The sequence below is a fragment of the Puia sp. genome (assembly GCF_035546395.1).
Taxonomy (GTDB): Bacteria; Bacteroidota; Bacteroidia; order Chitinophagales; family Chitinophagaceae; genus Puia.
The window spans coordinates 44,587-69,329 of record NZ_DASZXR010000001.1; the positions used below are offsets into that span (position 1 = coordinate 44,587).

The 24,743-nt window shown below is 57.0% G+C and carries 18 protein-coding genes; 9 read left to right on the forward strand and 9 right to left on the reverse strand.

Features of this window, described 5'->3' with window-relative positions; genetic code table 11:
- Positions 1–2: 2 nt before the first annotated feature.
- Positions 3–593, forward strand: a complete 591-nt coding sequence (locus VHE34_RS00225; protein WP_325583336.1) for a hypothetical protein — start codon at positions 3–5, stop codon at positions 591–593.
- A 24-nt stretch (positions 594–617) separates the two neighbouring features.
- Here VHE34_RS00225 and VHE34_RS00230 read toward each other — a convergent pair whose 3' ends face one another.
- Positions 618–1,691: an SGNH/GDSL hydrolase family protein gene (locus VHE34_RS00230; RefSeq protein WP_325583337.1), complete on the reverse strand. Its 1,074-nt coding sequence runs from the start codon at positions 1,689–1,691 to the stop codon at positions 618–620.
- Positions 1,692–1,741: 50 nt separating this feature from the next.
- Between VHE34_RS00230 and VHE34_RS00235 the strand changes: the two genes are divergently transcribed.
- From VHE34_RS00235 to VHE34_RS00250, 4 genes are all read left to right on the forward strand, one after another.
- A complete protein-coding gene (locus VHE34_RS00235) occupies positions 1,742–4,708 on the forward strand; it encodes a sensor histidine kinase (protein ID WP_325583339.1) in 2,967 nt (988 codons plus the stop codon).
- 97 nt (positions 4,709–4,805) lie between these two features.
- Positions 4,806–5,435 carry a response regulator transcription factor gene (locus VHE34_RS00240; RefSeq protein WP_325583341.1) on the forward strand — a complete coding sequence of 210 codons (630 nt, stop codon included), beginning with the start codon at positions 4,806–4,808 and terminating at the stop codon, positions 5,433–5,435.
- An 81-nt stretch (positions 5,436–5,516) separates the two neighbouring features.
- Positions 5,517–6,197 (forward strand): porin family protein, encoded by a 681-nt coding sequence (locus VHE34_RS00245; RefSeq protein ID WP_325583343.1) that lies wholly within the window; start codon positions 5,517–5,519, stop codon positions 6,195–6,197.
- Between the two features lie 10 nt (positions 6,198–6,207).
- Positions 6,208–6,744, forward strand: a complete 537-nt coding sequence (locus VHE34_RS00250; RefSeq protein WP_325583345.1) for a hypothetical protein — start codon at positions 6,208–6,210, stop codon at positions 6,742–6,744.
- A gap of 73 nt (positions 6,745–6,817) precedes the next feature.
- Here the strand turns inward: VHE34_RS00250 and VHE34_RS00255 are convergent, their stop codons facing one another.
- Positions 6,818–8,701, reverse strand: a complete 1,884-nt coding sequence (locus tag VHE34_RS00255) for a glycoside hydrolase family 3 protein (RefSeq protein WP_325583347.1) — start codon at positions 8,699–8,701, stop codon at positions 6,818–6,820.
- Positions 8,702–8,776: 75 nt separating this feature from the next.
- Between VHE34_RS00255 and VHE34_RS00260 the strand changes: the two genes are divergently transcribed.
- The 3 genes from VHE34_RS00260 to VHE34_RS00270 all read left to right on the forward strand — a co-directional run bounded on the left by VHE34_RS00260 (position 8,777) and on the right by VHE34_RS00270 (position 11,534).
- Entirely contained in the window at positions 8,777–9,667 is an 891-nt protein-coding gene (locus VHE34_RS00260; protein ID WP_325583349.1) for a M23 family metallopeptidase, read from the forward strand.
- A 26-nt stretch (positions 9,668–9,693) separates the two neighbouring features.
- Positions 9,694–10,605 (forward strand): helix-turn-helix transcriptional regulator, encoded by a 912-nt coding sequence (locus VHE34_RS00265; protein ID WP_325583351.1) that lies wholly within the window; start codon positions 9,694–9,696, stop codon positions 10,603–10,605.
- Between the two features lie 80 nt (positions 10,606–10,685).
- A complete protein-coding gene (locus tag VHE34_RS00270; RefSeq protein WP_325583353.1) occupies positions 10,686–11,534 on the forward strand; it encodes an SDR family NAD(P)-dependent oxidoreductase in 849 nt (282 codons plus the stop codon).
- A gap of 51 nt (positions 11,535–11,585) precedes the next feature.
- Here the strand turns inward: VHE34_RS00270 and VHE34_RS00275 are convergent, their stop codons facing one another.
- The 4 genes from VHE34_RS00275 to VHE34_RS00290 form a co-directional block, all read right to left on the reverse strand.
- A complete protein-coding gene (locus VHE34_RS00275; protein WP_325583355.1) occupies positions 11,586–13,958 on the reverse strand; it encodes an ABC transporter permease in 2,373 nt (790 codons plus the stop codon).
- 245 nt (positions 13,959–14,203) lie between these two features.
- Entirely contained in the window at positions 14,204–15,772 is a 1,569-nt protein-coding gene (locus VHE34_RS00280; RefSeq protein ID WP_325583357.1) for a RagB/SusD family nutrient uptake outer membrane protein, read from the reverse strand.
- Positions 15,773–15,800: 28 nt separating this feature from the next.
- Positions 15,801–18,962 (reverse strand): SusC/RagA family TonB-linked outer membrane protein, encoded by a 3,162-nt coding sequence (locus VHE34_RS00285; RefSeq protein ID WP_325583359.1) that lies wholly within the window; start codon positions 18,960–18,962, stop codon positions 15,801–15,803.
- Positions 18,963–19,313: 351 nt separating this feature from the next.
- Positions 19,314–20,084: a DUF1223 domain-containing protein gene (locus tag VHE34_RS00290; RefSeq protein WP_325583361.1), complete on the reverse strand. Its 771-nt coding sequence runs from the start codon at positions 20,082–20,084 to the stop codon at positions 19,314–19,316.
- 130 nt (positions 20,085–20,214) lie between these two features.
- On the opposite strand from VHE34_RS00290, the gene VHE34_RS00295 reads away from it, so the two are divergent.
- Positions 20,215–20,616: a VOC family protein gene (locus VHE34_RS00295; RefSeq protein ID WP_325583363.1), complete on the forward strand. Its 402-nt coding sequence runs from the start codon at positions 20,215–20,217 to the stop codon at positions 20,614–20,616.
- On the opposite strand, the gene VHE34_RS00300 is transcribed toward VHE34_RS00295, so the two are convergent.
- Genes VHE34_RS00300 through VHE34_RS00310 form a run of 3 tightly spaced genes read right to left on the reverse strand, consistent with a single transcriptional unit; the run spans position 20,613 to position 24,728 of the window.
- Positions 20,613–21,668, reverse strand: coding sequence for an acyl-CoA dehydrogenase (locus tag VHE34_RS00300; protein WP_325583365.1), 1,056 nt, complete (start codon positions 21,666–21,668; stop codon positions 20,613–20,615). The two genes, VHE34_RS00295 and VHE34_RS00300, sit on opposite strands and share 4 nt — an antisense overlap.
- Positions 21,665–22,246 (reverse strand): nicotinamide riboside transporter PnuC, encoded by a 582-nt coding sequence (gene pnuC / locus VHE34_RS00305; RefSeq protein WP_325583367.1) that lies wholly within the window; start codon positions 22,244–22,246, stop codon positions 21,665–21,667. The genes VHE34_RS00300 and pnuC overlap by 4 nt, the downstream gene beginning before the upstream one ends.
- Positions 22,247–22,298: 52 nt before the next feature.
- The gene (locus VHE34_RS00310; RefSeq protein ID WP_325583369.1) at positions 22,299–24,728 is read right to left on the reverse strand and encodes an ABC transporter permease; all 2,430 of its coding nucleotides are present in this window, start codon (positions 24,726–24,728) and stop codon (positions 22,299–22,301) included.
- Between the last annotated feature and the right edge of the window lie 15 nt (positions 24,729–24,743).

A 24,743-nucleotide genomic window follows, 5' to 3' on the forward strand; every position in this document is an offset into this window, starting at 1 on the left:
AAATGAAGCCAAAATACCAGTACCTTCTTTGGATGCTCGCCGGCCTGTTCTCTCTCAACGCCGGGGCCCAGACGCTGAGCTTTAATAAGATCGATACCACGATGAAAATAGGCAAGGTCGGCTACCGTGTCACCTGCCGGAACCATAGCCTCACCGAGAACCCTATTTCGATCCGGCCCATCGGCATGGAGACCGATGTCCGCCCGTTGGATTTCCCCCTCAAAGGCCGGCTCTATGCCACCCAGGTGGACGATCTCAACAGTGACAGCTATCCCGACCTCCTGATGGTCATCTACTCCGACTCCAACGCCGTCCACGGCACCGTCTATTGCCTCCTCTCCGAGGCGAATAAGTCGCTCGTCCCCTGTTACCTCCCCGACGTCTCCTATGACCCCAAGGTGAACAAGGGATACAAGGGTCATGACACGTTCACACTGCTCGAAGGCAGCCTTCTGCAGCGATTCCCGATCTACAACCCCGGCGACGCGGATGATAAGCCTACCGGCGGAACCCGCACCCTGATGTACCAGGTGACAAAAGGCGACGGCGGCGGATATAAATTCACCCGCCTCCGAAACTTCGATACCAAATAAGAATGCCTTCTCTTTTTGCAGCCCTCATTCCACCAACAAACGCCGGAAGAACGGCTCCAGCTGCGCCGCCAGCAACGCATGATCCTTCACACTCGGATGATAAGAACATCCCCCCGGCGTCATCGGCTCGAAAAAGAACAGCGCCACCGGCTGCGCCGCCGGATAAAGCGGATCGATGGCCGTCTTCACGGCCGTCAGACAACGCTGCAATAACTCCCGGTCCGCTCCCCCCACCATCGGGCTGCTCAGCAACGCGATCCGCGCCGTTGGATACTTCGTCTTCACCAGCCGGACAAACTTCACATACGCACCCACGAATCGCGCACTGTCAAAAGGCGCCCGCGCCACCTTCCCATCTCCCTTGCTGAGGTCGTTCGTCCCCAGCGCGATGCTGACCACGGCCGGGCGATATCGCGCAAAATCCCACGGCCTCCGGCCCGTATCGCTCAGATCCGCGTGCTCATATACCGCCGGCATCGACGGCGCATCCCGGTTCCAGGTGCGATAGATGCCGATGCCGCTCACGCTGCTCAGAAAATAGTTGACCTTTAAAGCCCGGGCCACCCGCGGACCGTAAGCATAATAAGCGTTATGATAATCGGAATATTGACCTGCTCCACAAGGGGTCGCCGACGTATCCGCATCGGCTCCGCAGGTGATGCTGTTCCCGATGAATTCGATTACCGGGGCCGCTGGCCGCTGCAATGCCGACAGCCCCTGCCCTGCTATCTTTTCAACAAAGATGGGGCCGCTCGTAGCCTCCGTCGCCTTGTAGATCCATACGGTGTGAACGCCCCTGTCCCCTGCCCGTATCAGCAGCGGCGCCGTACCCTGAAACCGCACCCGTCCCTGGTAGACGCCATCCAGCTCGTATTGGACATATTGGTGGCCGGCCGTATCGGCAAGATGCAGGTAGACCGCACAGCCGGCGCCCGAGAACTGAAATCCAAAATGGACCGCACTCCCGATCAATTCGATCTCGCCGGCCGGCGTTAGGATATACCGGCCAAATGGATGCAAGGCCGAAGCCGGCAGCAGATTCACCCGATCGGGCAGCGTCCCGCAAAAACACGCAATCAATAGTAAGATCATTCTCATACATCAATACTACTAATTTTTCCTAACTTCATTCAGCAAGCAAACCCCGCATGCGCAGCCCGCTGACCTTACTATGGCTGGTCCTCCTTGTTCATAGTTCCTATGCACAGCAGTATCTCTTTGCACGCTACACCCCGAAGAATGGCCTCGTGAACAACCGCACCCGTAGGCTCTACCAGGACAGCCGCGGCCGCCTGTACATCGCCACCTTCGGTGGGCTGAGCGTCTATGACGGCAGCAGGTTCATCAACTACACCACCGACAACGGGCTGGCCGCAAGCCTGGTGAACGATATCATGGAGATGGGCGACGACTCCCTCTGGATCGTTCCGAATGGGCCGGCCCTGCATTGCCTCGTCCACGGCGTCATCAGGGACGTACACACCGCCGACGGCTTCTACCCGGTGATCAACCAGCTCATCCGTTGCAGCGACGGCTTCATCTACGCCATTTCCGACGGAGGGCTGTTTCGCTATCGGCAAAACCGCTTCATTCGCGTTCCACTGACCGACGACCAGGGCCGAACCGAGGATGGCGCGATCGTGCAGGCGGTTGAAACAAACCATCGCCTGCTGCTCCTCACCGATCAATTCATGGGCGCTTTTCCCGGCCCCGGTTCTCTCCTGCTCTATGACCTGATATCCCAAAAGCTCACCGCCACGGCCAAAGGACCCGAGTATTTATATCTGCTCAAGACCGCTGGAGACAGCATCTTTATCGCTACGGCAAAAGGAGTTCGCTGGCTCGACCCCGTCGCTCTGCAGATGGACTCGATCCGCCAGCGACCGATGCCTGCCCCTTGGCAGGCGGCCGGCCCGCTTTTCTCCCAATACCTTTATACCGATCGCCGCCATGACCTGTGGCTCTCCACCGATCAACGGCTCCTCCGCATCGACGCCGCCACTGGGATTCCACAAGATCTCACCACCGCCAATGGTCTCCCGCCCGGCGTTACGGTGGGAATCCTGCAGGACGGAGAGGGCAATTTCTGGTTCGCCAACGACCGCAACGGGATCGTCAAATGGCCGGAGCGACCGGTCGCCTGGTATTCCACCCCCCGACCGGGATTCACCGTCAGCGACCTCTGGGTCGCGCCGGGCACCGACTCGGTGTGGTTCTATGATGCCAACCGCCGGGCGCTCCTGCTGCTGCAGGAAAGGGACAGCGCCCAGCAGCTCTTCCTGCCGGTCGGCCCGATGCCGACCAATGGCCGCCCGTACATCGGAAAAAACGCCTGGTTCGTGGCGGGCGCCGATCTTTATGCAATGCAGTTCCTCCCGGGTCACCGCTATCGCGTGACCCCGGTCGGACATGACAGCTCATTTGAATACGGCAGCGGGTGCTTCGACCCAAAAGGCGATTGGATCTTCGTCGGCAGGAAACTCACCGTCATCCCGGCAGGCCAGACGGCCCCGCTTCGCCGGCTCCTGCAGGTTCCCCTGCCCTACCTCTGCGATGAGGCGGCGGTCGATCCAAAGGGACGCATCTGGACCGTCACCCGGGATGATAAGCTGCTCGTGTTCGGCATCACGCCGGACGGGACGAGCCTTCAAACCCTGGCCAGCTTCCACAACGTACCCGGAGGCAGCGCAAGGTCCATCACCGTCGATACCGCCGGTCATGTCTATATTGGAACAAGGGACCATGGCCTGTATTGCCTCTTCTTCGACGGGCTCCGCTTACGATCCATCCAGCATCTCACCACCGGCAACGGCCTCTCGGAGAATTTCATCAACTATCTTCATTGTGACCCCGACAATACGGTCTTGGCCTGTACCCCCGCCGGTCTGGACCGCATCCGGTACGACGACTCCCGGTTTGCCATCGACGATCTCACCTACAGTCATGATAATTATCAGGGCGTCTATCGTGTCTTTTCGACCCGCCGGCGAACGCATTGGGCCCTCGTGATGCAGGGCTATATGAAGGCCGGGCCTTTCCCCGCAAAAGGTCCCGACTATCAACCCCATGTCCTTTTCTCGCAGGTGCTGGTAGACAATACGCTCTCCCCGGACACCAGCCGAAAGACCCTGACGCTGCCCTATGATCATAGCACCATCTCCTTTCACATCGGCGTGACCAGCTATATCGATGAGGCGCAAACCCGGTACTCCTATCTGCTGGAAGGCAGCAGCAACCGCCAGTGGAGCCCGTTGACGCCCGAATCGGCGATCCACTTCGTTAATTTACCGCCGGGAAAGTACACGTTGCGGGTGAAGGTCCGGTTCCTGGCCGGCGACTACCCCGACGCCGGTTCCAGTTACGTATTTGTGATCCGCCCGCCCTGGTGGCAGACAGCGGAATTTCGCATCGGCGCGGCCCTCGTTCTCCTCTTCCTAACGATTTGGATCATCCGCACTTATATCCGCCGCCGCCTGCTCCGCCAGCGGCTCGAGCTGGAAAGCCAGCAGGCCATAGAGAAGGAAAGGACGCGCATTGCAACCGACATGCACGACGAGCTGGGCGCCGGTCTCTCGAGGATCAAATTCCTGAGCGAGACCATCGGGATAAAAAAGCAGCAGCAGCTTCCCATCGAAGAAGAGATCACGGGGATCAGGCGCTATTCCCATGAGATGATCGACAAGATGGGCGAGATCGTCTGGGCCCTGAACGAACGGAATGATTCCCTCAGCGATCTGCTGTCCTACACCCGCAGCTATGCGGCCGAATACCTGCTGCAGGCGGGTATCCGCTGCCAGGTGGAATCTCCCGCAGAGATGCCCTCCTGTTTCGTCAGCGGCGAGTTCCGGCGCAATGTCTACCTGACCATCAAAGAAGCCCTGCACAATATCGTCAAGCATTCCCAGGCCGAACGGGTGGTGATCCGGATGATCGTCCAGCCGGGACGGTCCCTCACCGTCGCCATCGAAGACGACGGGATCGGTTTCGACCGGGAAAGCATCCGTCCCTTTGCCAACGGCCTCAATAACATGCAAAGGCGTATCGGTGACCTGGGCGGAACCCTGTATATTTACACCGGACCGGGCACCACCATCCGCCTGTCCGTGCCGCTATAACGGCCTGAAAGCCCGTTGACTGAAGGCCGGAAACCAGCCGCTATAACTTTTATACTATTGCCGGGTTATCCATTTACCAGTAGCTTCAAAAATCCCAATGTCTATCAGTCTCATCATAGTGGAAGATCTCGACGAGGTGCGTGAAGGGTTAAAGAACTTTCTCGCCCTGAACCCCGAATTCGTTGTCCTCGACACCTTCAAGACAGCGGAAGAGGCCATGGAAGCCATCCCCCGCCTGCAGGCCGACATTGTTATCATGGATATCAACCTCCCCGGCGTCAACGGCATCGAATGCATCCGGCAAACCGCTCCAAAGGCCGGCCGTACCCAGTTCATGATGTTTACCGTCTATGAGAACGACGAGAAGGTCTTCGAAGCCCTCAAAGCCGGAGCCTCGGGCTACCTGCTCAAAAACACGGGGCTGGTCAACATCATCGAGGCGCTGAAAGAATTGTACGAAGGCGGCTCGCCAATGAGCTCCAACATCGCCCGCAAGCTGGTCCGAAACTTCCAGCATGAATCCTCAAAATCATCAGCGCCCGTCGCCGAGACCCTCTCCTCCCGCGAAAACGAGATCCTTCAGCTGCTGTCCCGCGGCCTCCTCTACAAGGAGATCGCCGACCAGCTCGCCATCTCCACCAGTACGGTTCGCCAACATATCCATCGCATCTACGAAAAACTGCACGTCCAGAATCGCACCGAAGCGATCAACAAAGCCTTCCGCTAAAATCCCCACACGCCTGAGCCTAACTTTCGTTCTATTGACGCATGCGCGCAGCCAGCGTAGCTTCGGAACAAATAAGAACCCATGCGCCCGAAAGCAACCCCAACCTCTCTCCTCATCTTGCTCCTGCTGCCTGTTCTCGGCCTCGCCCAAAATGACAGCACCCAACGACCGGCCGCCCCGAAAAAAGAACACCACATCATCGGCATCGGCTTCCGCGGTGGCCTCAACTTTGCCAACGTCACCCACGCCTCGGATATCAACGGCAGCACACACACCGGTTTCCATGCGGGCATCTTCCTGTCGCCACCCGCAAAAATCATCGGTTCCTATACCGAGCTTACCTTCTCCCGCCAGGGCTATGACTACAACACCAGCCAGGTCAACAATGCCCTAATGCTCGACTATATCTCCCTCGCTCAATTGATGGCCATCAATATCACCAAATACGTTCAGATCCAGTTCGGCTTCCGGACGGCCTACCTGCTCAATGCGAAAACGGACAGCAGCAGCCAGATAGCGATCCCCGACAGCCTCGGACTGGGCACCCAGTACAAGAGCCTGCTGAGTTACTACAACCGCTTCGACTACGGCTTCACCGGCGGTATCGAGGTCCATCCCGTGGCCGGCCTTATCATCGGGGCGCGCTACAACCTAAGCCTGAACGGCCTCTACAAGGATGCTTTCACCACCGGCGGCTCGGGCGGTATCAGCATCAATCCGAAGAACAATGTCATCCAGCTGTTCACGGGCTGGCGATTTTAAATATAAGATCATGAAGCACATCGCCCTCCTGCTCCTTTCGATCCCCGCGCTCCTCACCGTTCGGTCACAGACAACCTCGGCGACGACCGGGCCAAATCCCCAGTATTTGAACAATGTCTACTTCTGCATGGCCGATTCACTCCAGCCCCTGGAAAAGACGAACGGCCAGGTAAAGAATAAGTTCCGGTATTTTGGCGGGGGCAGCGGCCCCAGCTACAATATCGAGGGACCCCGCTCCTCCGTCCGGATAAAGGCAGGCGCCGATACCCGCTTTGCGGTACGTCTCAGCGGGATGATGGATCCTTCCTCGTTGATCAAGCTCTACCGCTTTGACGCAGGCAAAAAGAACCGGGAATCATCCATGAATGCGTCCGGCAAGAATGTCGTCGATTGCAATGTCCAGAAGTCCGGCGCCGACGTCTATATCCTGATTCCCACAACAAAGTTGACACCGGGCGAATATGGATTTCAAAACACGATGATGATGAACGGCGCCGGCACCACCCAGATGAGCTACACTTTCTTCGCCTTTGGCGTCGATCCATAAGCCCTATCACATTCGGACAGGAAAAAGCCGGCCCAAAAAGGGGCCGGCGATAGGGCTCAGGGGTAGTAGCAGGTTAATAACTTAAGCCAAATCCAAATTTATACAGGGGATTTTTGGAATCATACGGCACATCCTCCTTCTGCGCCCGCACCGCATCCATCGACGAAGGCAGCTCGATCGGCAGATGTCCCCCCGGCTTATCCTTCCCAAAGATGACATCCAGCACCGCCGCATCGCTCGCGCCGAAATCGGCCAAAAGCCCCTTCGCCTTTGCACTGATCTCCGGGATCACCGCCGGCCGGTCCAGGTAGATATCCACGATCGTCGGCGCCGTGCTCAGCAGGCGCAGGATACTGTCCTTCTCCTTCCCCTTGAAATCGAGGTCCCCGTGATGGAACATCTTTGCCAGCATGATCGGCGAGTTCACCGGCACATACGGGGTCTTGAGCCTCAGTATCGCGATATCCGCCTTCCCGGGGTCGCTCACCACCGTCCCATACTTCGAGGCGACGGCCGAATCGACATTGCGGACATAGATCTTTAATTTGCCTGGCGCCAGCGGTAGTACCTTGTTATCGTTCTTCAGCAAGGTCATGGCCCTGCGCTGCGAGGCCTCACCCTCCTTCATCGATTTTTCATTCCCCACGATCTGCCCGACCTTCGACTCATCGACAAAGGGGTGATCGAACAGTCCCAGCTCGAACTTCTGCCGCAACAGTCTTCTCGCGCTGGAATCGATCCGGGCCTCGGTCAGCTTGCCGCTCTTTACCAACTGCACGACGATCTCGGGACAGTTCTCGCCGCCAAATTGATCGACCCCGGCGTCGATTATCTTCTTCACCCTGTCTTCCCGTGACAGGTTCTCGACGCCCCAGGCCCGGGCAGGCCAAACAAAAGCGCCCATGTTGGCGTCGGTGACCAGGCCCCAATCCGTACACACCACCCCATCAAAATGATAGGTGTTGCGCAACAGCCCGGTGATGATGTCCTTATTATAGCTGAAGCCGACATTCTCGCTCGTCTGCCCCATCGGCACACCGTAGTACGGCATGATGGCCGCGGTATGCGCGGCAAAGGCGGCTTCGAAGGGGATCAGGTGATATTTGAAATTGTTACCCGGATACACCTGGCCTTTCTGAAAGGGGAAATGCGGATCGAGCCCTTCTTTTTGTGGACCGCCGCCGGGGAAATGTTTGGTCATACAGGCTACGCTGTTGGAGTCGAGCTTGTCTCCCTGGTAGCCCAGGATATAGGCCTTCGCCATCCGCGCCGTCAGCTGCGCATCCTCCCCAAAGGTCCCGCTGATCCGCGGCCACCGAGGTTCCGTCGAAAGATCGATCTGCGGATGCAGTGCCTCGCGGATCCCGACGGCCAGATACTCGCGCCGCGAGACATCGGCGAACCGCCGCGTCAACGCCGAATCCCCGATCGCGCCAAGCCCCAACGGCTCGCACCATTGGGAGAAGGAATGAGCCGACATCGCAAAGACATTACTGGCGAAATGATTGCGCGGATCGGAGGCAACGGTCATCGGGATACCGAGCCGCGTGGAATCCTGCATATAATGCTGCATGCCGTTGTACCACTTGGCAAGCATCTCCGGCGCAGGCACCGCCCAGAGATTGAAATGGTTCATCTTCTGCCCCTGCACCAGCTTCAGCGCATTGGGCGCAAAGGCAAACATACCCTTGCCCGGCTTGTCGTCTATCGACCCGTCCTCGTTTACCCGGGCCCCGTTGATAAACAGCAGGCCCGCCTTCTCTTCCAGCGTCATCTGCTTTAACAGATCATTCACCCGCGCGTCGACGGACTGGCTGCTGTCCTCATAGACATCCATCTTTCCATTCTTGTTCAGATCGCGGTAAGCGGGGCTCTTGGAACCACCCGGATTGCAGGAGAGAATACCCAGCGTTGCGGAAAGCAAGGCTGCGGCGGGAAGGAGTTTTGCGGCAAGCATAAGCATTATGTTAGTATGACACAATGTAAGGATTATCCGCAAATCTCCAAAAACAATTTTCCTTACCTTTCCAATATGAAACCGATCGGACTCTTCCTGCTCTTCTTCGTCTCTGTCAGCCTCCATGCCCAAAAGATCATCGACATCTCCTATACCGTCGACCCCCAGGGACGCTACGTATTCACCGCCAACAACAAAGCCTTTTGCACCTATGTCCTGCGGATCGATTTCCCAACGCTGGACAATCTCCGCGCCGACCATTCTCTTCCATACGAGACTGAAATAAAGCCCGGCCCGGTGAAGCTCATCACGCTCTCGCCGATCGAAAAGGGAAAGGACACCAAGCTCAACTACAAAAGCACCAACCGCAAAGGATTGCTCAACCCCGTCGTCAACATCAACTTCACCTATCTCCTCCCGACAGGGCCAGCCATCGAGACCCAGGCCTACCGCATCCCCAATAAACCCGCCGGTTCCACGCCCGGTGGACAGGACAGCGGTTATTCGGTCCGGCTTCGCGCCAAACAAGGCGACACTATTTACGCTGCCCGTCGCGGCACCGTCTCCGCTGTGGATGTCAGCAATACCGAAAATGACGCCGGCGCAAGCACGACCACCAACTGGAACTTCGTCGAGATCTTTCATGCCGACGGCTCCTTTGCCGAATACGGCATTCTCAAAAAGGACGGCGCCCTCGTAAAACCCGGGCAGACCGTGGAAGCCGGCGCCCCGATCGGTATCGTCGGCGGCGATCAGTATGGCCGTGGCTCGGAGGTCCGCTTCAGCGTCAGCTACTATCCCGGGGTGCCCAACACCCAGATCCCACTGCAATTCTGGACAAAAGGCAACGGCAAGGGGCAGTTGAAACAGGGCGCTTTCTATACCAGCGAGTTCACAAAGGCGCTGCTCACCGCCGAGACCGCCAAAAAACCGTCCGCAGGCAAGCCGTCCGCAAAAAAACACTAGATATTTGAATTTCGTATCTTTGCCCCATGGGACCCGCGCAAAGCCTCGAAGAATTCTACAAGGACAAGCTCCACTGGCTGCCCGACAATCTCAAAAAAGAGATGGGCCATTTCAACGTATTCCGGCTCGCGGAAGTCCTCAGCAGGCCCCATGGCCCGATGCCCTACCGGCGCGTCGAATTCTACAAGGTCTCTTTGATGATGGGCAACAACCGGATCGAGTATGCCGACAAGGTACTCGAGGTCAACGGTCCAACCCTCGTCTTCTCTAACCCGCTGATCCCCTATCGATGGGAACGGCTGTCCCCCAATCCCACCGGCTACTTTTGCATCTTTACCGAGGCCTTCTTCCGGCAGTTCGGCCATATCCGCGACTATCCGCTGTTCCAGCCCGGCGCCACCCCGGTTTTCACGCTGACCGGGGCGCAGGCCGCTACCATCGCCGGCCTCTACGAACGCATGCTGACGGAGATCGCCTCCGACTACACCTATAAATATGATGTCCTCCGGACCCTGGTCTTCGAGCTGATCCACCTGGCGTTGAAGATGCAGCCGGCCGACACCTCTATCTACGCCAACTCCAATGCCTCCGTCCGCATCTCCTCGCTATTCATGGAATTGCTGGAACGCCAGTTTCCCATCGAATCCCCCTCTCAGCAGATAGCCCTTCGCGCCCCCTCGGAATATGCTTCCCAGATGGCCATCCACGTCAACCATCTCAACCGCGCCCTCCGCGAATCTTCGGGCAAGACCACGACGAAGCTGATCGCCGAACGTCTCGTGCAGGAGGCAAAATCGCTCCTGCGTCACACCAGCTGGAACGTCGGCGAAGTAGCATGGTGCCTCGGCTTTGAAGAACGCTCCCACTTCATCAATTTCTTTAAGAAGAACACCCGACTTTCCCCCGGCGCCTACCGCGAAAGCAATTCAATTGTTTGATTTTTGCACTTATTGGTTTGATTCTCGCATCCGGACCCGCCGGCGGCGACCCTACCTTTGCCGTAGAAAAATCAATGACTATGGAAAAGAAAGTATGGTTCATCACCGGCGCATCGAAAGGATTGGGTCTCACGCTCGTCAACAAGCTCATCGCCGAAGGCCACCAGGTGGCCGCCACTACCCGCACTCTGGAAACATTGGAGGCGGCCGTGGATTCCGCTCCCGCCGACCAGTTCCTCCCGCTCGAGGTCGATCTCTCCGACGAAGCCTCGGTAGAAGGAGCCCTCCTTACTACCTGGGAGGTATTCGGCCGCATCGACGTCGTCGTCAATAACGCCGGCTATGGCATCGGCGGCGCGCTGGAAGAGCTTAGCCTCGGCGAGATCAAGGATAATTTCGAGGTCAACCTGTTCGCCCCCATCACCGTCATAAAGAAAGTAATGCCCTACCTGCGGGCGCAACGCTCCGGCCATATCATCAATATCTCCTCGATCGCCGGCTTTGCGGGCGTTCTCGGCTGGTCGGTCTACGCCGCATCCAAACACGCCCTCATCGGCCTCTCCGACGTGCTCGCGCAGGATCTCCGGCCCCTGGGCATCCACGTGACAGCGGTAGCGCCCGGTGCCTTCCGCACCCAGTTCCTCACCCGCGAATCCCTGGTCCTCGGCGACACGCAGATCGCCGACTATTCCGACATCCGCGCCTCCCACGCCCGCTACCTGTCCATCGACGGGAAGCAGCCGGGCGATCCGGTAAAAGCAGCGGAAGCCCTCATCGAAATCGCGGACTCCCCCGAACCCCCGACCCTTTTGTTCCTCGGCAGCGACGCCTACAACCGCGCTACTGCAAAGATGCGTCACCTGGAAGAGCTCATAGAGAAATGGAAAGGCCTCACGCTTTCGACCCAGTACGAGACCGAAAAAGCCTGACGCATTCGACCTTCGGGATCATCAGCGTCGCCATGGCGGTTTGAAGGATCTTTACTCCGCTCGCAACGAGTCGACCGGATTCGCCAACGCCGCCCGCACTGCCCGCCACCCGATCGTCAGCAACGCGAACCCAAGCGCCGCACCGCCCGCCACCGCAAAGACCCACCAGGCCACATCGGTCCGGTAGACGAAATCCTGTAACCACCGGTCCATCCCCCATGCCGCCAGCGGGCTGGCAATGACGATGGCGATCAACACCAGCCACAGGAAATCCCGCGAAAGAAGGGCGACAATGCTGGTCACGCTGGCGCCCAACACTTTTCGGATCCCGATCTCCCGGGTACGCACCTGCGCCGTATACGTCGCCAGCCCGAATAGCCCGAGGCAGGAAAGAAAGATCGCAATGCCCGCAAACCCGGTGAAAAGATCGCCGGTTTGCATATCCGACCGGTACATTTCTTCATAGCTGCCATCGAGGAAGTTGTAATCAAACGGCATCCCCGGATTGTATTGCCGCCAGAGCTTCTGTGCAGCAGCGATCGCCCGCGAGGCGCCATGGCCTGCCGTTTTCACATAGAAGACCCCGCCGGTAGGCCGGTACCGTAACACCATTGGGCCGATGGCCGTATGCAGCGATGCAAAATTGAAGTCTTTGACCACCCCGATGATGGTCCCGTTCTTATCATTCACCCTGAACCGCTTCCCTACCGGATGTGTGATCCCCATCTGCCGCACGGCCGTTTCGTTGAGAATATAATGAATGCTGTCCACCGGCCGGCCGCTGAAATTCTCGCCGGCCTCGAGCGACATCTTCATCATCGGCAGAAAATGCTCGTCGATATTCAGCAGGTTGATGATGAACATGCTGTTGGCGGGTTTGCCGTCCCAGTCGTTATCGCCGGTGGAATTGTGCACGTCGACCAACTCGTCATTGGCCACCGACACTTCCTTTATCGCCGGTTCTTTCCGCAACTGATCCGATACAGCCCGGGAATGATCGCGCATCTTTAGGCCGTAGAAGGTGAACACCTGGCTCCGGTTATAGCCCGGGTCGCGCTCCCGGACAAAGCTCAGCTGCCGGTCAATCACCAGGGTCCCGATGATCAACCCCACGGAAAAGACAAATTGCGTCGTCACCAGCAATTTCCGGAATGCGACATTGCCCACCCCCTGCATGATCTTACCCTTCAAAGCCCTCAGCGGCTCGAAGGCGCTGAGCAGCAGGGCCGGGTACACCGCCGACGCCAGCAACACGCCAACCCCGGTCGTGGCCACGACCTTCCAAAGGGATGTATCGGTGATATCCAACCGAAAATGTTTGTACGCAAACGAGTTGTAGGCAGGGGTCACCAAAAAGATCAATCCGAAGGCCAGCAGCAGCGACACGAGATAAAACATCGCCGTCTCGATCACAAACTGCGTAAACAGCTGCCGCTTCGCCGCGCCCATGATCTTCCGCACCCCCACCTCCCGCGCCCGCAACATGGCCCGGGCCGTCGAAAGGTTGACGTAATTGATGCTCGCGATCAGCAGGATGAATACGGCGATCCATTCGAAGATGCGCACCGTTTGCAGCAAAGGGGCGCTTCCATCCGCTTTGCGGAGATGGATCTGGTTCAGGGGTTGCAGCTCGAAGCCCATTTCGGCGGCCGAGGCCTTTATTTGCGGCGCCTGTCGCATCTGTACGGCAAGCAGCTTCCCGCCGACCTCCTTTGGAGATACTCCCGGCTGCAGCTCCAGCAAGGTGAGATAGCCGAAATTCCCCCAGTCGGATTCCAGCGTGGGCCAATAGCCGGTCCCATTGTAATCCCCCCGGAACGTGGCGATCGGGAACAGGAGATCCGCCTTGATCGAAGAATTGTCCGGGAAATCCGCCAGCACGCCGCTGACGACAAATGGGTCTTTATGGTCACCCATGATCATCTTCCCCATGGGGTCCGCCCCGCCAAAATATTTCCTGGCCGTCGATTCCGTGATCACGACGGATTGAAGGTTGGGCCACAACTGTCGCGCATCCCCCGCAACCAGCCGGAAATCCAGCATCTGTAAAAGATTGGAATCCGCATAGATGGCCACCGGCTGTTCGAACAGCTTGTCGCCATAGCTAAATATACTGTATCGCCAGTCGGGAAAGGTCCGTACCGCATTGACCACCCCGGGGATCTCTTTCAACGCGGCGGCCGCCACGGCCGCCGGGGTCGTTTCATACAAAACCCGCAAAGACCCTTTTCCTGCCGCGGAATTCACCCGGTAGATATTTGCCGCCCTGTGATGAAAACCGTCATAACTGGATTCGTCCTGCACCCACAGCAGGATCAGCATTCCCACCGCCAGGCCAATGGTCAGTCCCAGCACATTGATACCTGAATACAGCTTATTCCGAAGGATATTCCTCCAGGCGGTCTTGAAGTAATTACGGATCATAGCATATGATTTAATATAACTAAATATAGGTAAAATCCGTGGGTCGCCAGGTAACCCTGCCGCCGCAGATCATTGACGAGAAGCAATAAATCGGGCAGTAAACCCGCATTTTTTTAACGAATGCCGGTTTTTTACAGGGCAATCCTGTAAATTTATTAACGCCCCACAGGCTCCTACACATGAGAAAACAAAAAAAGGGTGTCCCGTCGACCGGGACACCCTCTGTATTTTGATCGGTCAGGCTCCTAATATTGCGGATTCTGAGCGATGATCGGGTTCTGCTGGATCTCCGTCAGCGGGATCGGCCAGATGAACCGGAAGTCGGAATAAGGGACCGCACCCTGTCCCGGCGTATACCCCGTGCCACAGCTGAAGGTAGTGATCGGTTTTACTGACTGGTTCAGGGCTTTCGCGGGTATTCCCCCTGGTCCGTACACCGGGTCTGGGCTCAACCGGTGGATGTCTGCCCAGCGCTTGCCCTCACCCAGGAATTCCACCCTTCTTTCAAACAGGATGGCCTTTACCAGGTCGGTCTGGGTGGCAAAGCTGGCCGCCGTATAAGCTTCCGTCAACAGCCCCAGGGACCGGTTCCGGACGGCATTGAGCAGATCGATCGCCTGCTGAGATACGCCGCCGGCGCTTCTTGCCACGGCCTCGGACATGGTCAGCAACACTTCGGCATAGCGGATCTGCGGGGCATAATCGCCAAGCCCGACGCTGTCGCGGTATTTGTAGATGAACAGGCTCTGGTTGCCGTTGGCATCGGTTCCCTTGCTGACCAGCGCCGATCTGCGCTTGTCGTCGCAAAGCCATCTCGGGTCGTTATAGATCACCGGCGATATGACGATCAGCCCGCGCCCCTTGTGATCGGAAGGCGCGAACATGGTAGAAATTGCAGCATTCACACCGGGATTGTCCAATGCGTCGTTCTTGATGGAAAAGATGCTTTCCTTGGTGCTGTAGTTGCCCAGCTTGAACGGATCATCGGGGTTGGCGTCCAGCGTCCAGCCGCCAATGGGGCTGGTGAAAGGAGCGCTCGCGGAAATGATCTTGTTACCCTCGGCGATCACGCCTGCCCAGTCGCCCATATGCATCTTCACCCGCATCTTGAGGGCGATGGCCGCCGCCTTAGTGGCGCGGTACACCGTATTCGTCGCCGGCAGGTTGGCCTCGGCAAAATCCAGGTCGGCCAGGATCTTTCCATAGACACTGTCCACCCGCATCCGGGGCTTGGTATAGATCGCCGCTACTGCCGTACTGGAAGCGATCGCCGAGTCCCGCCAGGGTACACCGGCACTCTGACCGCCGCCGTCGGAATAGGGCCGGGCAAAATGGATCAGCGCCTCATGATGCGCCATCGCCCGGAGAAACCGGCATTCGGCTGTATATTGCGTGGCAGTCGCATCGGTGATGACCTTGTTCTTCAAAGCGCCCTGCAAACCCGCGATACAGACATTGGCGCCATCGATCAGCTGGTACAGACCCTTCCAAAGCCCAATGACATTGGGGGAGGAGGAGTTTTGCGTGTTCTGGTAGACGATCTGGTAAAAGGTCGCAATATTCACCATATCCTCCCCCCGCATATCCCCCTGTTCGATATTGGCGGCGCCGAACGGATAACCGCGCAGCGACCCGTCGGTATACCGCCCGCTCTGCGCGAAATCATATACCCCGTTGAGGGATAGATCGACGCGCGCCGCGGTGGAGAATGCGGTGCTGGAAGTGATAGAATTGTTGGGCGCCGTATCCAGCACTTTCTTACAGCCGGAAAGCGCCGTGATGGCCAGTGATCCTATGATGATTGTTTTCTTCATGATTCATTGATTGATGATGTTACGAATGTTAGAAGCCTACCGATAAGCCAACCGACACGCTCTTGATCTGCGGCGATACGGCGTTGTCCACGCCGAGGGCGCTGATATTCTCGGGATCGGCCCCCTTATACTTCGACCAGGTATGCAGGTTCTGCCCCTGGACAAAGGCCTTGACCGAACGGATATTCCCGTTGCTCCAGCTGAGCAGCTTGGGATCCAGCGTGTAGGACAGGATGACGTTTTGCAGCTTCAGATACTTCCCATCCTCGACGAACCGGGAGTTGCCGATATTCGACTGGCTGATATTGGCGTCCTGGCCATACATGACCTTCGGCACATCGGTGACCTGGCCGGCATGCGTCCAGCGATTGAGTATCTCTGCGCCGTTGTTCTGGAACTTCATATTGAACAGCACATCCTGCCGGGTGACATTCATGATCTTGTTGCCGCCCGAGTAACGCAACATGAACTCCAGCCCGATGCCCTTATAGGTAAAGGAGTTGAAGATGCCGCCAAACCAGGTGGGAACGCCATTGCCAAGCTTGGTCATATCCGTCGAAGCAAGCGACGACTTCGCGCCCAGCGCACCATCGGTCTTGCTGCTGGCCGCATAGATGACACCCGCATTCGCTCCAGGCGTCAGATTTACCTGCACGAGGCTGCCATCAGCTTTGTAGAACATTGGGTTCCCGTTCTGGGTATTGACACCCGCGGACCGGTAACCCCAGATGATATGGATCGGATCATTCACGCGGATCAGATTGTAGTTGCCGTCCGTAAGGGTCTTCGTTGGCACCCCGCCGATCGGGTAAAGATTCGTGATCTTGTTGGCTACATGAGAATAGTTGACGGAAAAATTCCAGACAAAATCCTTGTGCTGGATAATGTTGCCGCCAAAGGACAGCTCGATCCCCCGGTTGTTGAGGGTGCCGATATTCTGCGAGATCGTGCCTCCGCTCGTGGTCGAAGTGCCGGCTGGTGTAGGGATACCCGCGGAGAGCGGAGTAGGCACCGCCAATACCAGGTTATTGATGTCATTCAGGAAATAGTCGGCGGTGAAGTTGAACCGGTTCCTATAGATACCCAGCTCGATGCCCGCATCCCATTTCTTACTGGTCTCCCATTGCAACAGCGGGTTGCCCACGCCGGTAGCACCGAGGCCACTCACGTTGCCATAAGGCGTATTGCCGAAATTGGTCAGGTATGGAAAACCGGTAAGGGTGTTACCCACCTTAGCGTAGCTACCCTTGATCTTTGCCTCAGGGATCCAGGTGGACAGGAAGCCGCGCCAGAACGCCTCCTGCGAAGGACGCCAGCCAACGGAAAAGCCGGGGAAGGTACCATAACGGCGGCCAGGCGCAAGCGCGCTCTGCCCATCCCGCCGGACGGACGCCTGCGCGAAATACTTGCTCCCGAAATCGTAGTTGAACCGGCCGAAGGAGGAAAGGAATCCGGTGTTCGTGTAATTTCCTCCGATTGTCTGGATCGAGGCGGCGCCGCTGATGACGTTCTTCTGGCTATAGAAGGCGTCAGACAATTGGGATCCATTGGCGGTAAAGAATTTATTCGTGGTCTTCTGCACGTCATAACCGCCGGTAACGGTGAAATTATGGTTCCCGGCCTTCAGGTTATAGGTGCCGTAGCTGGACCAGATCAGGTTCAGGATATTCAGCGACTCGTTGAACGTAGACCCATTGGTGCTGAACCCGTCCCCATGAAAGGCATTCAGACCCTGGAAGGCGTAGTCCGTGTACAGATCGACACCCGCCTGCGAATGCAGCTTCAGCCCTTTCACCGGCGATACCTCGATATAGGCATTGTCGATGATCCGGTAATCGTCGCCATAGAGCCGGTCATTCCGGATGGTCCAGGCCACATTGAAGAAGTTGTCATCGATCGTCTTTCCATTGGGGCCGGCAGTCATCAGGTTGTTGGTGGGATACCCGATATTATACCCGCCATAACCGGCCGCGCTGTACGGCGAAACATTGGGCAGCAGCCGCAGGGAAGAGGCAATCGCACCACCAAGCCCGTTGGAGCCGTTGTTCTGATCTCCATTTTCCTGCCGGGAGATCGCCAGGCTGTTCCCGATCTTTACGAACTTGTTGACCTCATAATCGATATTCGACCGGACGCGGTAGGCCCGGTTGTAATTGCTCAGGATGATCCCGCGGTTGAAGGAATAGTTGACGGAGAAATAGTAGGCCAGCTTCTCTGCACCCCCGGACACCGAAAGAGTCTGGCTGGTCGCGCCCGCATTCTTGAGCATCACCTGGTTCTGCCAGTCAGTATTGGAAGTATCGGCTGCAGCGTTGGTCCCTGCCTGCGGCGCAAGACCGGCATTAGCCAGTTTTTCATTGGCGATCGTCTCGAATTGCCACTTGTTCAGCAGGCTGAACTTCTTCAACGGGTTGCTCCAACCCATCGTTCCATCATAGCTGATCCTCGCTTTGCCCCGGGTCCCTTTCTTAGTCGTGATCACGACGACCCCCGCAGCCGCGCGGGAACCATAGATCGCCGTTGCCGATCCGTCCTTCAGGATATCCATGCTCTCGATATCGGCCGGGTTGATATCCCCGAGCAAGTTGGAGTTCGTCGTCCCCGCCAGGTTACCCGTCGTAATGGGTATCCCATCCACGACGATCAATGGGTCATTATTCCCGGAAATGGATGCAGTACCCCGGATACGGATCGTAGCCGGCGTATTGACAAGACCACCGGCGTTCGTCACCTGCACCCCAGGTGCACGACCCGCCAACTGCTTGTCAAAGGAAACCGCCAGCTGCGAAGAGAACTTGGAGGCGTCGACCTTTGCCGCCGAACCTGTAAACGCTATCCGCTGCTGCGTTCCATAACCGACTACCACCACGTCCTGCAGACTCTTATCGGAGGCCGTCAGCGTAGCCTTTATCGTTTCCTTATTCACGATGTCGAATTCCATCGGCGCATACCCGACGCCGGAAATGACGAGTACTTTCGCAGTTGCCGGGACTTTCAGCGTAAAGCTGCCGTCCGGTCCCGTAGTGGTGCCGCTACGCGTTCCCTTCGCCACAACCGATACGTTGGCGATAGGATTCTCTGCGGCATCCGTCACCTTACCGGTGATGGTTCGGGTCTGCGCCATGACCTGGCAGGTCAGTGTCAGCAAACCCAGGAGAACAAACCATTTGATCTCGAGTAGTTTTCTCATAATTGAAGTTGTTTTGGTAAAAGGCAATAAAAAAAGGCAATGAGCCCCCTGGTCCCCCGGGGGACACGCATGGTAAATGAGATTTATCGCTGACTCAACTCAGCGGTGATTGATATGGAGTGATTAAATGGGAGGGGAGTGGTTGGACGCAACAGGCCGATGGCCGGTGCGGTTGGCATTTTTCATTGTGTGTAGTAGTTTTGGTTGTTGCAGTGATCAGTTAGCGTACGATAACCACCGATTAACAAATATATCGGTTTCTTCTTTTCGAAAAAAGAAATTTTAGCAAAAAAGCTCCCAGCTGGTACCATCCTGCTGGGAGCTTGCACTAACGGTCAGTAATAAAGTCACTTAGGGCGCAACAGCCGACCGGGTCGCCGCCACGATCTTGCCATTTTGAGCATCCTGCAGAAACGCGATCAGCTCCCCGCCGGATGCGCTCACGCCCTCCGGAAAGTCCAGCCGCCCCGCCGCATCGCCCTTTCCGTTCAACGCCACCCGGTCAAATCCGCGGACGATCTGCACATGAGACAGCGTCTTACCTCCATTCTCGCCCGATAACACACGGGTGCTGGCATCGTGTTCCACTACGGCTACCACCAGCCGCAAATTACCTCCGGCCCCTGCCCCATTCGCATGTGCCTGCCAGCCGAGCTTTCCCCCGCTGAGACGCACATCGCTAAGCGTTAATTGTGCTGCCGGTGCTGCCTCTAATCCGTTACTGATCGCCCGGCGCAGCGCCCCGGCATCTGAACCGACAAACTCCTTCTGCCCGTTGACGACCACCTGCGGCGTATAGATCGAAGAAAGATGGAGCCATTCGGCATATTCCTTCTGCCGTTCGGAATACCTGGCATCGCTGAATGCATCCTTCCATCCCAACCGGTCCCAATAATCCACATGGAAGGCCAGCACATACACCGGCAGATCCTTATCCTGCTTCTGCACTGCGGCTACCAGCGCATCCGCCGGCGGACAACTGCTGCATCCTTCGGACGTGAACAGCTCCACCACCGCAAAGCCCTTCGCAGGTTCCACGTCGCGCTCCTTGAATCCCAGAACAACCCCAACAAGCACAGCCACTCCGGCTAATCCCGCCGCAATCGACATTTTTGTATTCATAATCCCGCTATTTTAACAGCAAAATTCGGGATTGCCGCAGCAGCCCGCTGTTAAGAATTATCACATTTTTGTACCTTTTTCGTGTCCGGGCACGGCTTTCGCAGCACAGAACAAGATAAAACCTCATTTTATGCTCGTCTTCACAAACGTATTCAGCAGCTATTCGGTCAACGACCTTGAAAAGGCGAAGAAATTCTACGAGGGAACATTGGGCTTCCCGGTGACCCAAACCCCCGAAGGGCTCAACGTCCAGGTCACAAAGGATTACAGCGTCTTCCTTTACCCAAAACCGAACCACCAGCCTGCCACTTTTACAGTACTCAATCTGAAAGTAATCAGCGTGGACGCCGCCGTCGATGCACTCGTCACCGCCGGGGTAAAATTCGAACACTATAATGAAGGTGAACTAAAGACAGACGAAAAAGGGATCATGCGCGGCGGTCCGGGAAAAGGCCCCACCATCGCCTGGTTTACCGATCCTTCGGGAAATATCCTCTCGGTCGTGGAAAATCCGCCCGTCCGGAACGGTTAAAATACAAGGAGGGGGTGTTGCCCTGCTGTGTTCAGGTCCCGCCACACCCGGTTGATCTCTGTATGGTACCCCGCGGCGCCCAACCCCGCGTAAGGATACAGCGTATTCACCCATTCGCGGACTTTCGCGACCATTTCATGACTGACCCTGCCCACCGCCGAATACAAGTCAGGTGATCGCTCCTCCCAGCTCCGATCCACCACCCGGTAGAATTCCGCGCGTAGCGCACCCAGCTCCGCACGTGCCCGGGCCAGCATCGCAACCGCTTCGGGCATGGGCCGCCGGTCAAAATAGGTCGAACAACAATCCACGAAATGCTGCGCCATCCCGGAAATATTTGCCGCCAGCGTCACCTCTGCCAACGGCAAAAAAGGATATTGATAAAGCGGGTCTGCATCCACAGCCGCCGACGGCTCGATCGCGAACATCCGATCCGCCGGAAGGATCAATTCCTTCACCGAAAATCCATAGCTCTCTGTCGCCACAAGCCCCATCGCATCCCAGTCGTCCCGCACCTTCACCTCTCCCGGGAAAAAAAGCATCGGCCGGACCATGGGGCTGCCATCCTCGTCAATAACAGGAGAGCCATCCTGCCAAAGCACACAATTGGCGGTATAGGCCGTAGCAAACGGGACTCCCGACGCATAGGCCCAGCTCCCGCTCACCCAATAGTTCCCATCAACCAAATGCGCTTCCCCCGTCGCCGACCCGCTCCCGGCAATGCATAACTGCCAATGGCTGAGCAGGTCATCATACACCCCTGCGGGCAAAAAACCACCAAACCACCCTGCCCCGCTACAAAGGGTCACTACCCAGCCCAACGAGCCGTCTGCATAGGCCAACCCCTCTTCCAATCTTACCACCTGTGGCAGCGGCATCGCCTTTCCTCCCAGGCGCTTGGGCGCCATCATCTTAAACCAGCCCTCGTAGTAAACAAGATCGATCACTTCCTCGATCAGATGCCCCTGCACCTCGGCCGAACCCGCATGCGAGCCGATCAGCTCAAGCGCGCCATCGGGCAAAAAGCTCCCAGGTGATGGCAACAAAATCATATCGTCTGTGCTTTAAATCGTTTGGCCCACTCAAAATAGCCGATACATGCCACCACGAACAAAATGATGGTCAGCCCCGCGTACAGCGGCAGCTGCTTATAGAACAATAAAGGGATCGCAAATAAATTCGAAATATTCAGCAACACCCAGTTCTCGATCTTTCGTCGCGCCAGCAACCATGTGCCGGCCCAGGCCGTGGCACTGACCCACGCATCCCAGGCCGGGACAGGAGAATCGGTAAATCGCTTTAGGATCAGGTATTGAAGGAGGAATCCACCGATCACGATCACCGCCGAGATGCCCCATTCGGACCGGCTCGTCCGGCCGATCGGCAAGGGCGGCTCATTCCGCCGCTTATGCCAGTGCCACCACCCATATACGCTCATTACAAAATAATACCCGTTGAGCACCGACTCGGCATACAGCTTCGATTTCGCGAAGATATAGATCGTCAGCACCGTGCTGAGTATCCCCGCCGGGTACAACAGGATATTGTTCTTCCACGCCAGCAACACCTCCGCTACGCCGAAGATAACGGCCACCCATTGAAGGATTTCCAACACCCGTTGTAGTTCCATAGCGGGCGAAGATACAGAAAGTCGCCATTCGCTCCGCCAGAGGCGGTGCGGGCTACTCAGAACGCAGCGCGCCGACCGGATTCATCAACCCCGCCCGCACCGCCTGCCAGCTCACCGTAAACAAGGTGATCACCAACGCCCCCACACTCGCCGCCGCAAAGATCCACCACGACATCGGCGCCCGGTACTCATACTGCTGCAACCATTGATGCAGGAAATAATAAGCAATGGGGATCGCGATCCCACAGGAGATCACCACCAGCACCACAAAATCCTTCGACAACATCCTCCAAACATGGAACAGCGAAGCACCCAGCACCTTCCGCACCCCGATCTCCTTGGTCCGTTGTTCGGCCACAAAGGAAGCGAGTCCAAAAAGTCCCAGGCAGCTGATAAAGATCGCCAGCACCGCAAAAACGGTCGCCAAACTCCCGATCCGCTTCTCATCATCGAATTTCTTGGCATAGTCCTCATCGACGAACTTGTACTCAAACCCACTCCCGGGATTGTATCGCTTGAAGACGGGTTCTATCGCCGCCAATGCCGCACTCGTCGTCATTCGCGGGTTCAGCCGGACCGTGATATTGTTTGTCCAGCTGTAATCGAGGAAGAAGATGGTCGGCTTGATGGGCTGATAAGGCGACTCCATCACCATATCCTTCACCACTCCGACCACGGTATGGGGCTGGTCGTTCCACTGGAAGATCTCGCCCACCACATGCTTCAGTCCCGTGAGCTTGACGGCCGCTTCGTTGAGTATCAGCGCCCCACCATACTGGATCACCGAATCGGGCCGTCCGGCGACATTGGCACTCACCTTCGCCCCGCTATCCGTGACGAACTGCCGCGAATAGTCCCGCCCTTCCAGGATGTTCCAGCGCAGGGTGCGGCCGTAGTCATGCGTACAGGCCACGATTCCGAACAAGGGAGTGGTATTCGGGTCCTTCCCCTTCCAGTTGAATCCTATTTGATTGGAATAGATCGCCGTCGCCGGGCTCGATGACTCACACATGTCCACGACGGCCCCTGTCCTCAGCAGGTCTCCCCGCAACGCATCATAGTGGCCGGCTATCTCCGGCGTGTTCATGTCGATCGTGATCAATCCCTCCGGGCTATAGCCCACCGGCCGGCTTCGGGCATAGTTGATCTGTTCGAAGACGAGGATAGTTCCGATGATGAGCGCCACCGAAACGGTGAATTGGATCACGACAAGCACCTTCCGCGGCAGGGAAGCATACCTCCCCACCCGGAACGTCCCTTTCAGCACGCGGATCGGCTCAAAACCCGAAAGGTAAAAAGCGGGATAGCTCCCAGCCACCAGCCCGGTAAATACAGTGAACCCAACTACCAGCAACCAGAACAGCGGCTGCGCCCAGGGCAGATGCATATCCTTGTCGGACAGGATATTGAAGAAAGGCAGCGAGATCAGGACCCAAACGATGGCCAGCACAAGCGCTAGGAGAGCGACTACCAGTGACTCGCACAGGAACTGCCCGATCAGCTGTTGCCGCAAAGAACCCACCGTCTTCCGTATCCCCACTTCCTTTGCCCGTTTTTCGCTCCTTGCCGTAGACAGGTTCATGAAATTGATACAGGCAAGCAACAACACAAAGACCCCAATGATGCCGAATAGCCAGACAAACCGGATCCGCCCGCCGGACACCTGGCCGTTCTTAAAGTCGCTGTACAAATGAAAATTGTCCATCGGCTGCAGCACCAGGTGCTCGTCCCCATCCTTATTATGAGGTTTGGGCAGGTCCTTTATCTTGGCCGTTACGATTGCAGCCGTGGTATTGGGCGCCAGCAGGGCAAAACATTGCCAGGAATGGTTGCCCCAGTTGGATTCGTTCCTTTTCAACCACTCGGCCTGGATCTGGTATTGGCTCCAGCCCATATAGAATTTGGAGGTATAAAAATTGGAATTGCGGGGCGGGTCCTGGAAAACGCCCGCCACCTTCATATCCACCCTGTTGTCGATCCGGATCACTTTTCCCATAACATCCTCCGTACCGAACAGGCTCCTTGCCATGGTCTGGCTCAGTATCAGCGAGCTCGGGTCGGCAAGGTCTTTCCCCCGGCCGCTCATCATGCGCATCGGCAGGATCTCGGTAAAAGCCGGCTGCACATACATGCCGCTCGCAGTGATCTTCTTGTCGCCGACGGCGAGGATATGCTCGAAGTTCCAGCTGGCAAGGGCTACTTTGGGCAGGTCGGCCCCCCATTTGTTCTCCAGTTCATACGCGGCAGCCAGGCTCACCGCGTCACCCGTCCCGGTATTCCCGTTGAAGGTTTGGGTCGTCATCAACTGCACCACCCGCGCATGGTTGGGGTAATAATGGTCAAAGGACACCTCATCCCAGATCCATAAGCCTATGAGTAAGGCTACGGCCATCCCGATGGACAGCCCGAGGGTATTGATCAGGGAATACCATTTACTCTTGAGCAGGGTTCGCCAGGCGATGACAAAGTAATTTCTGAACATATTGACCGGTTTGCC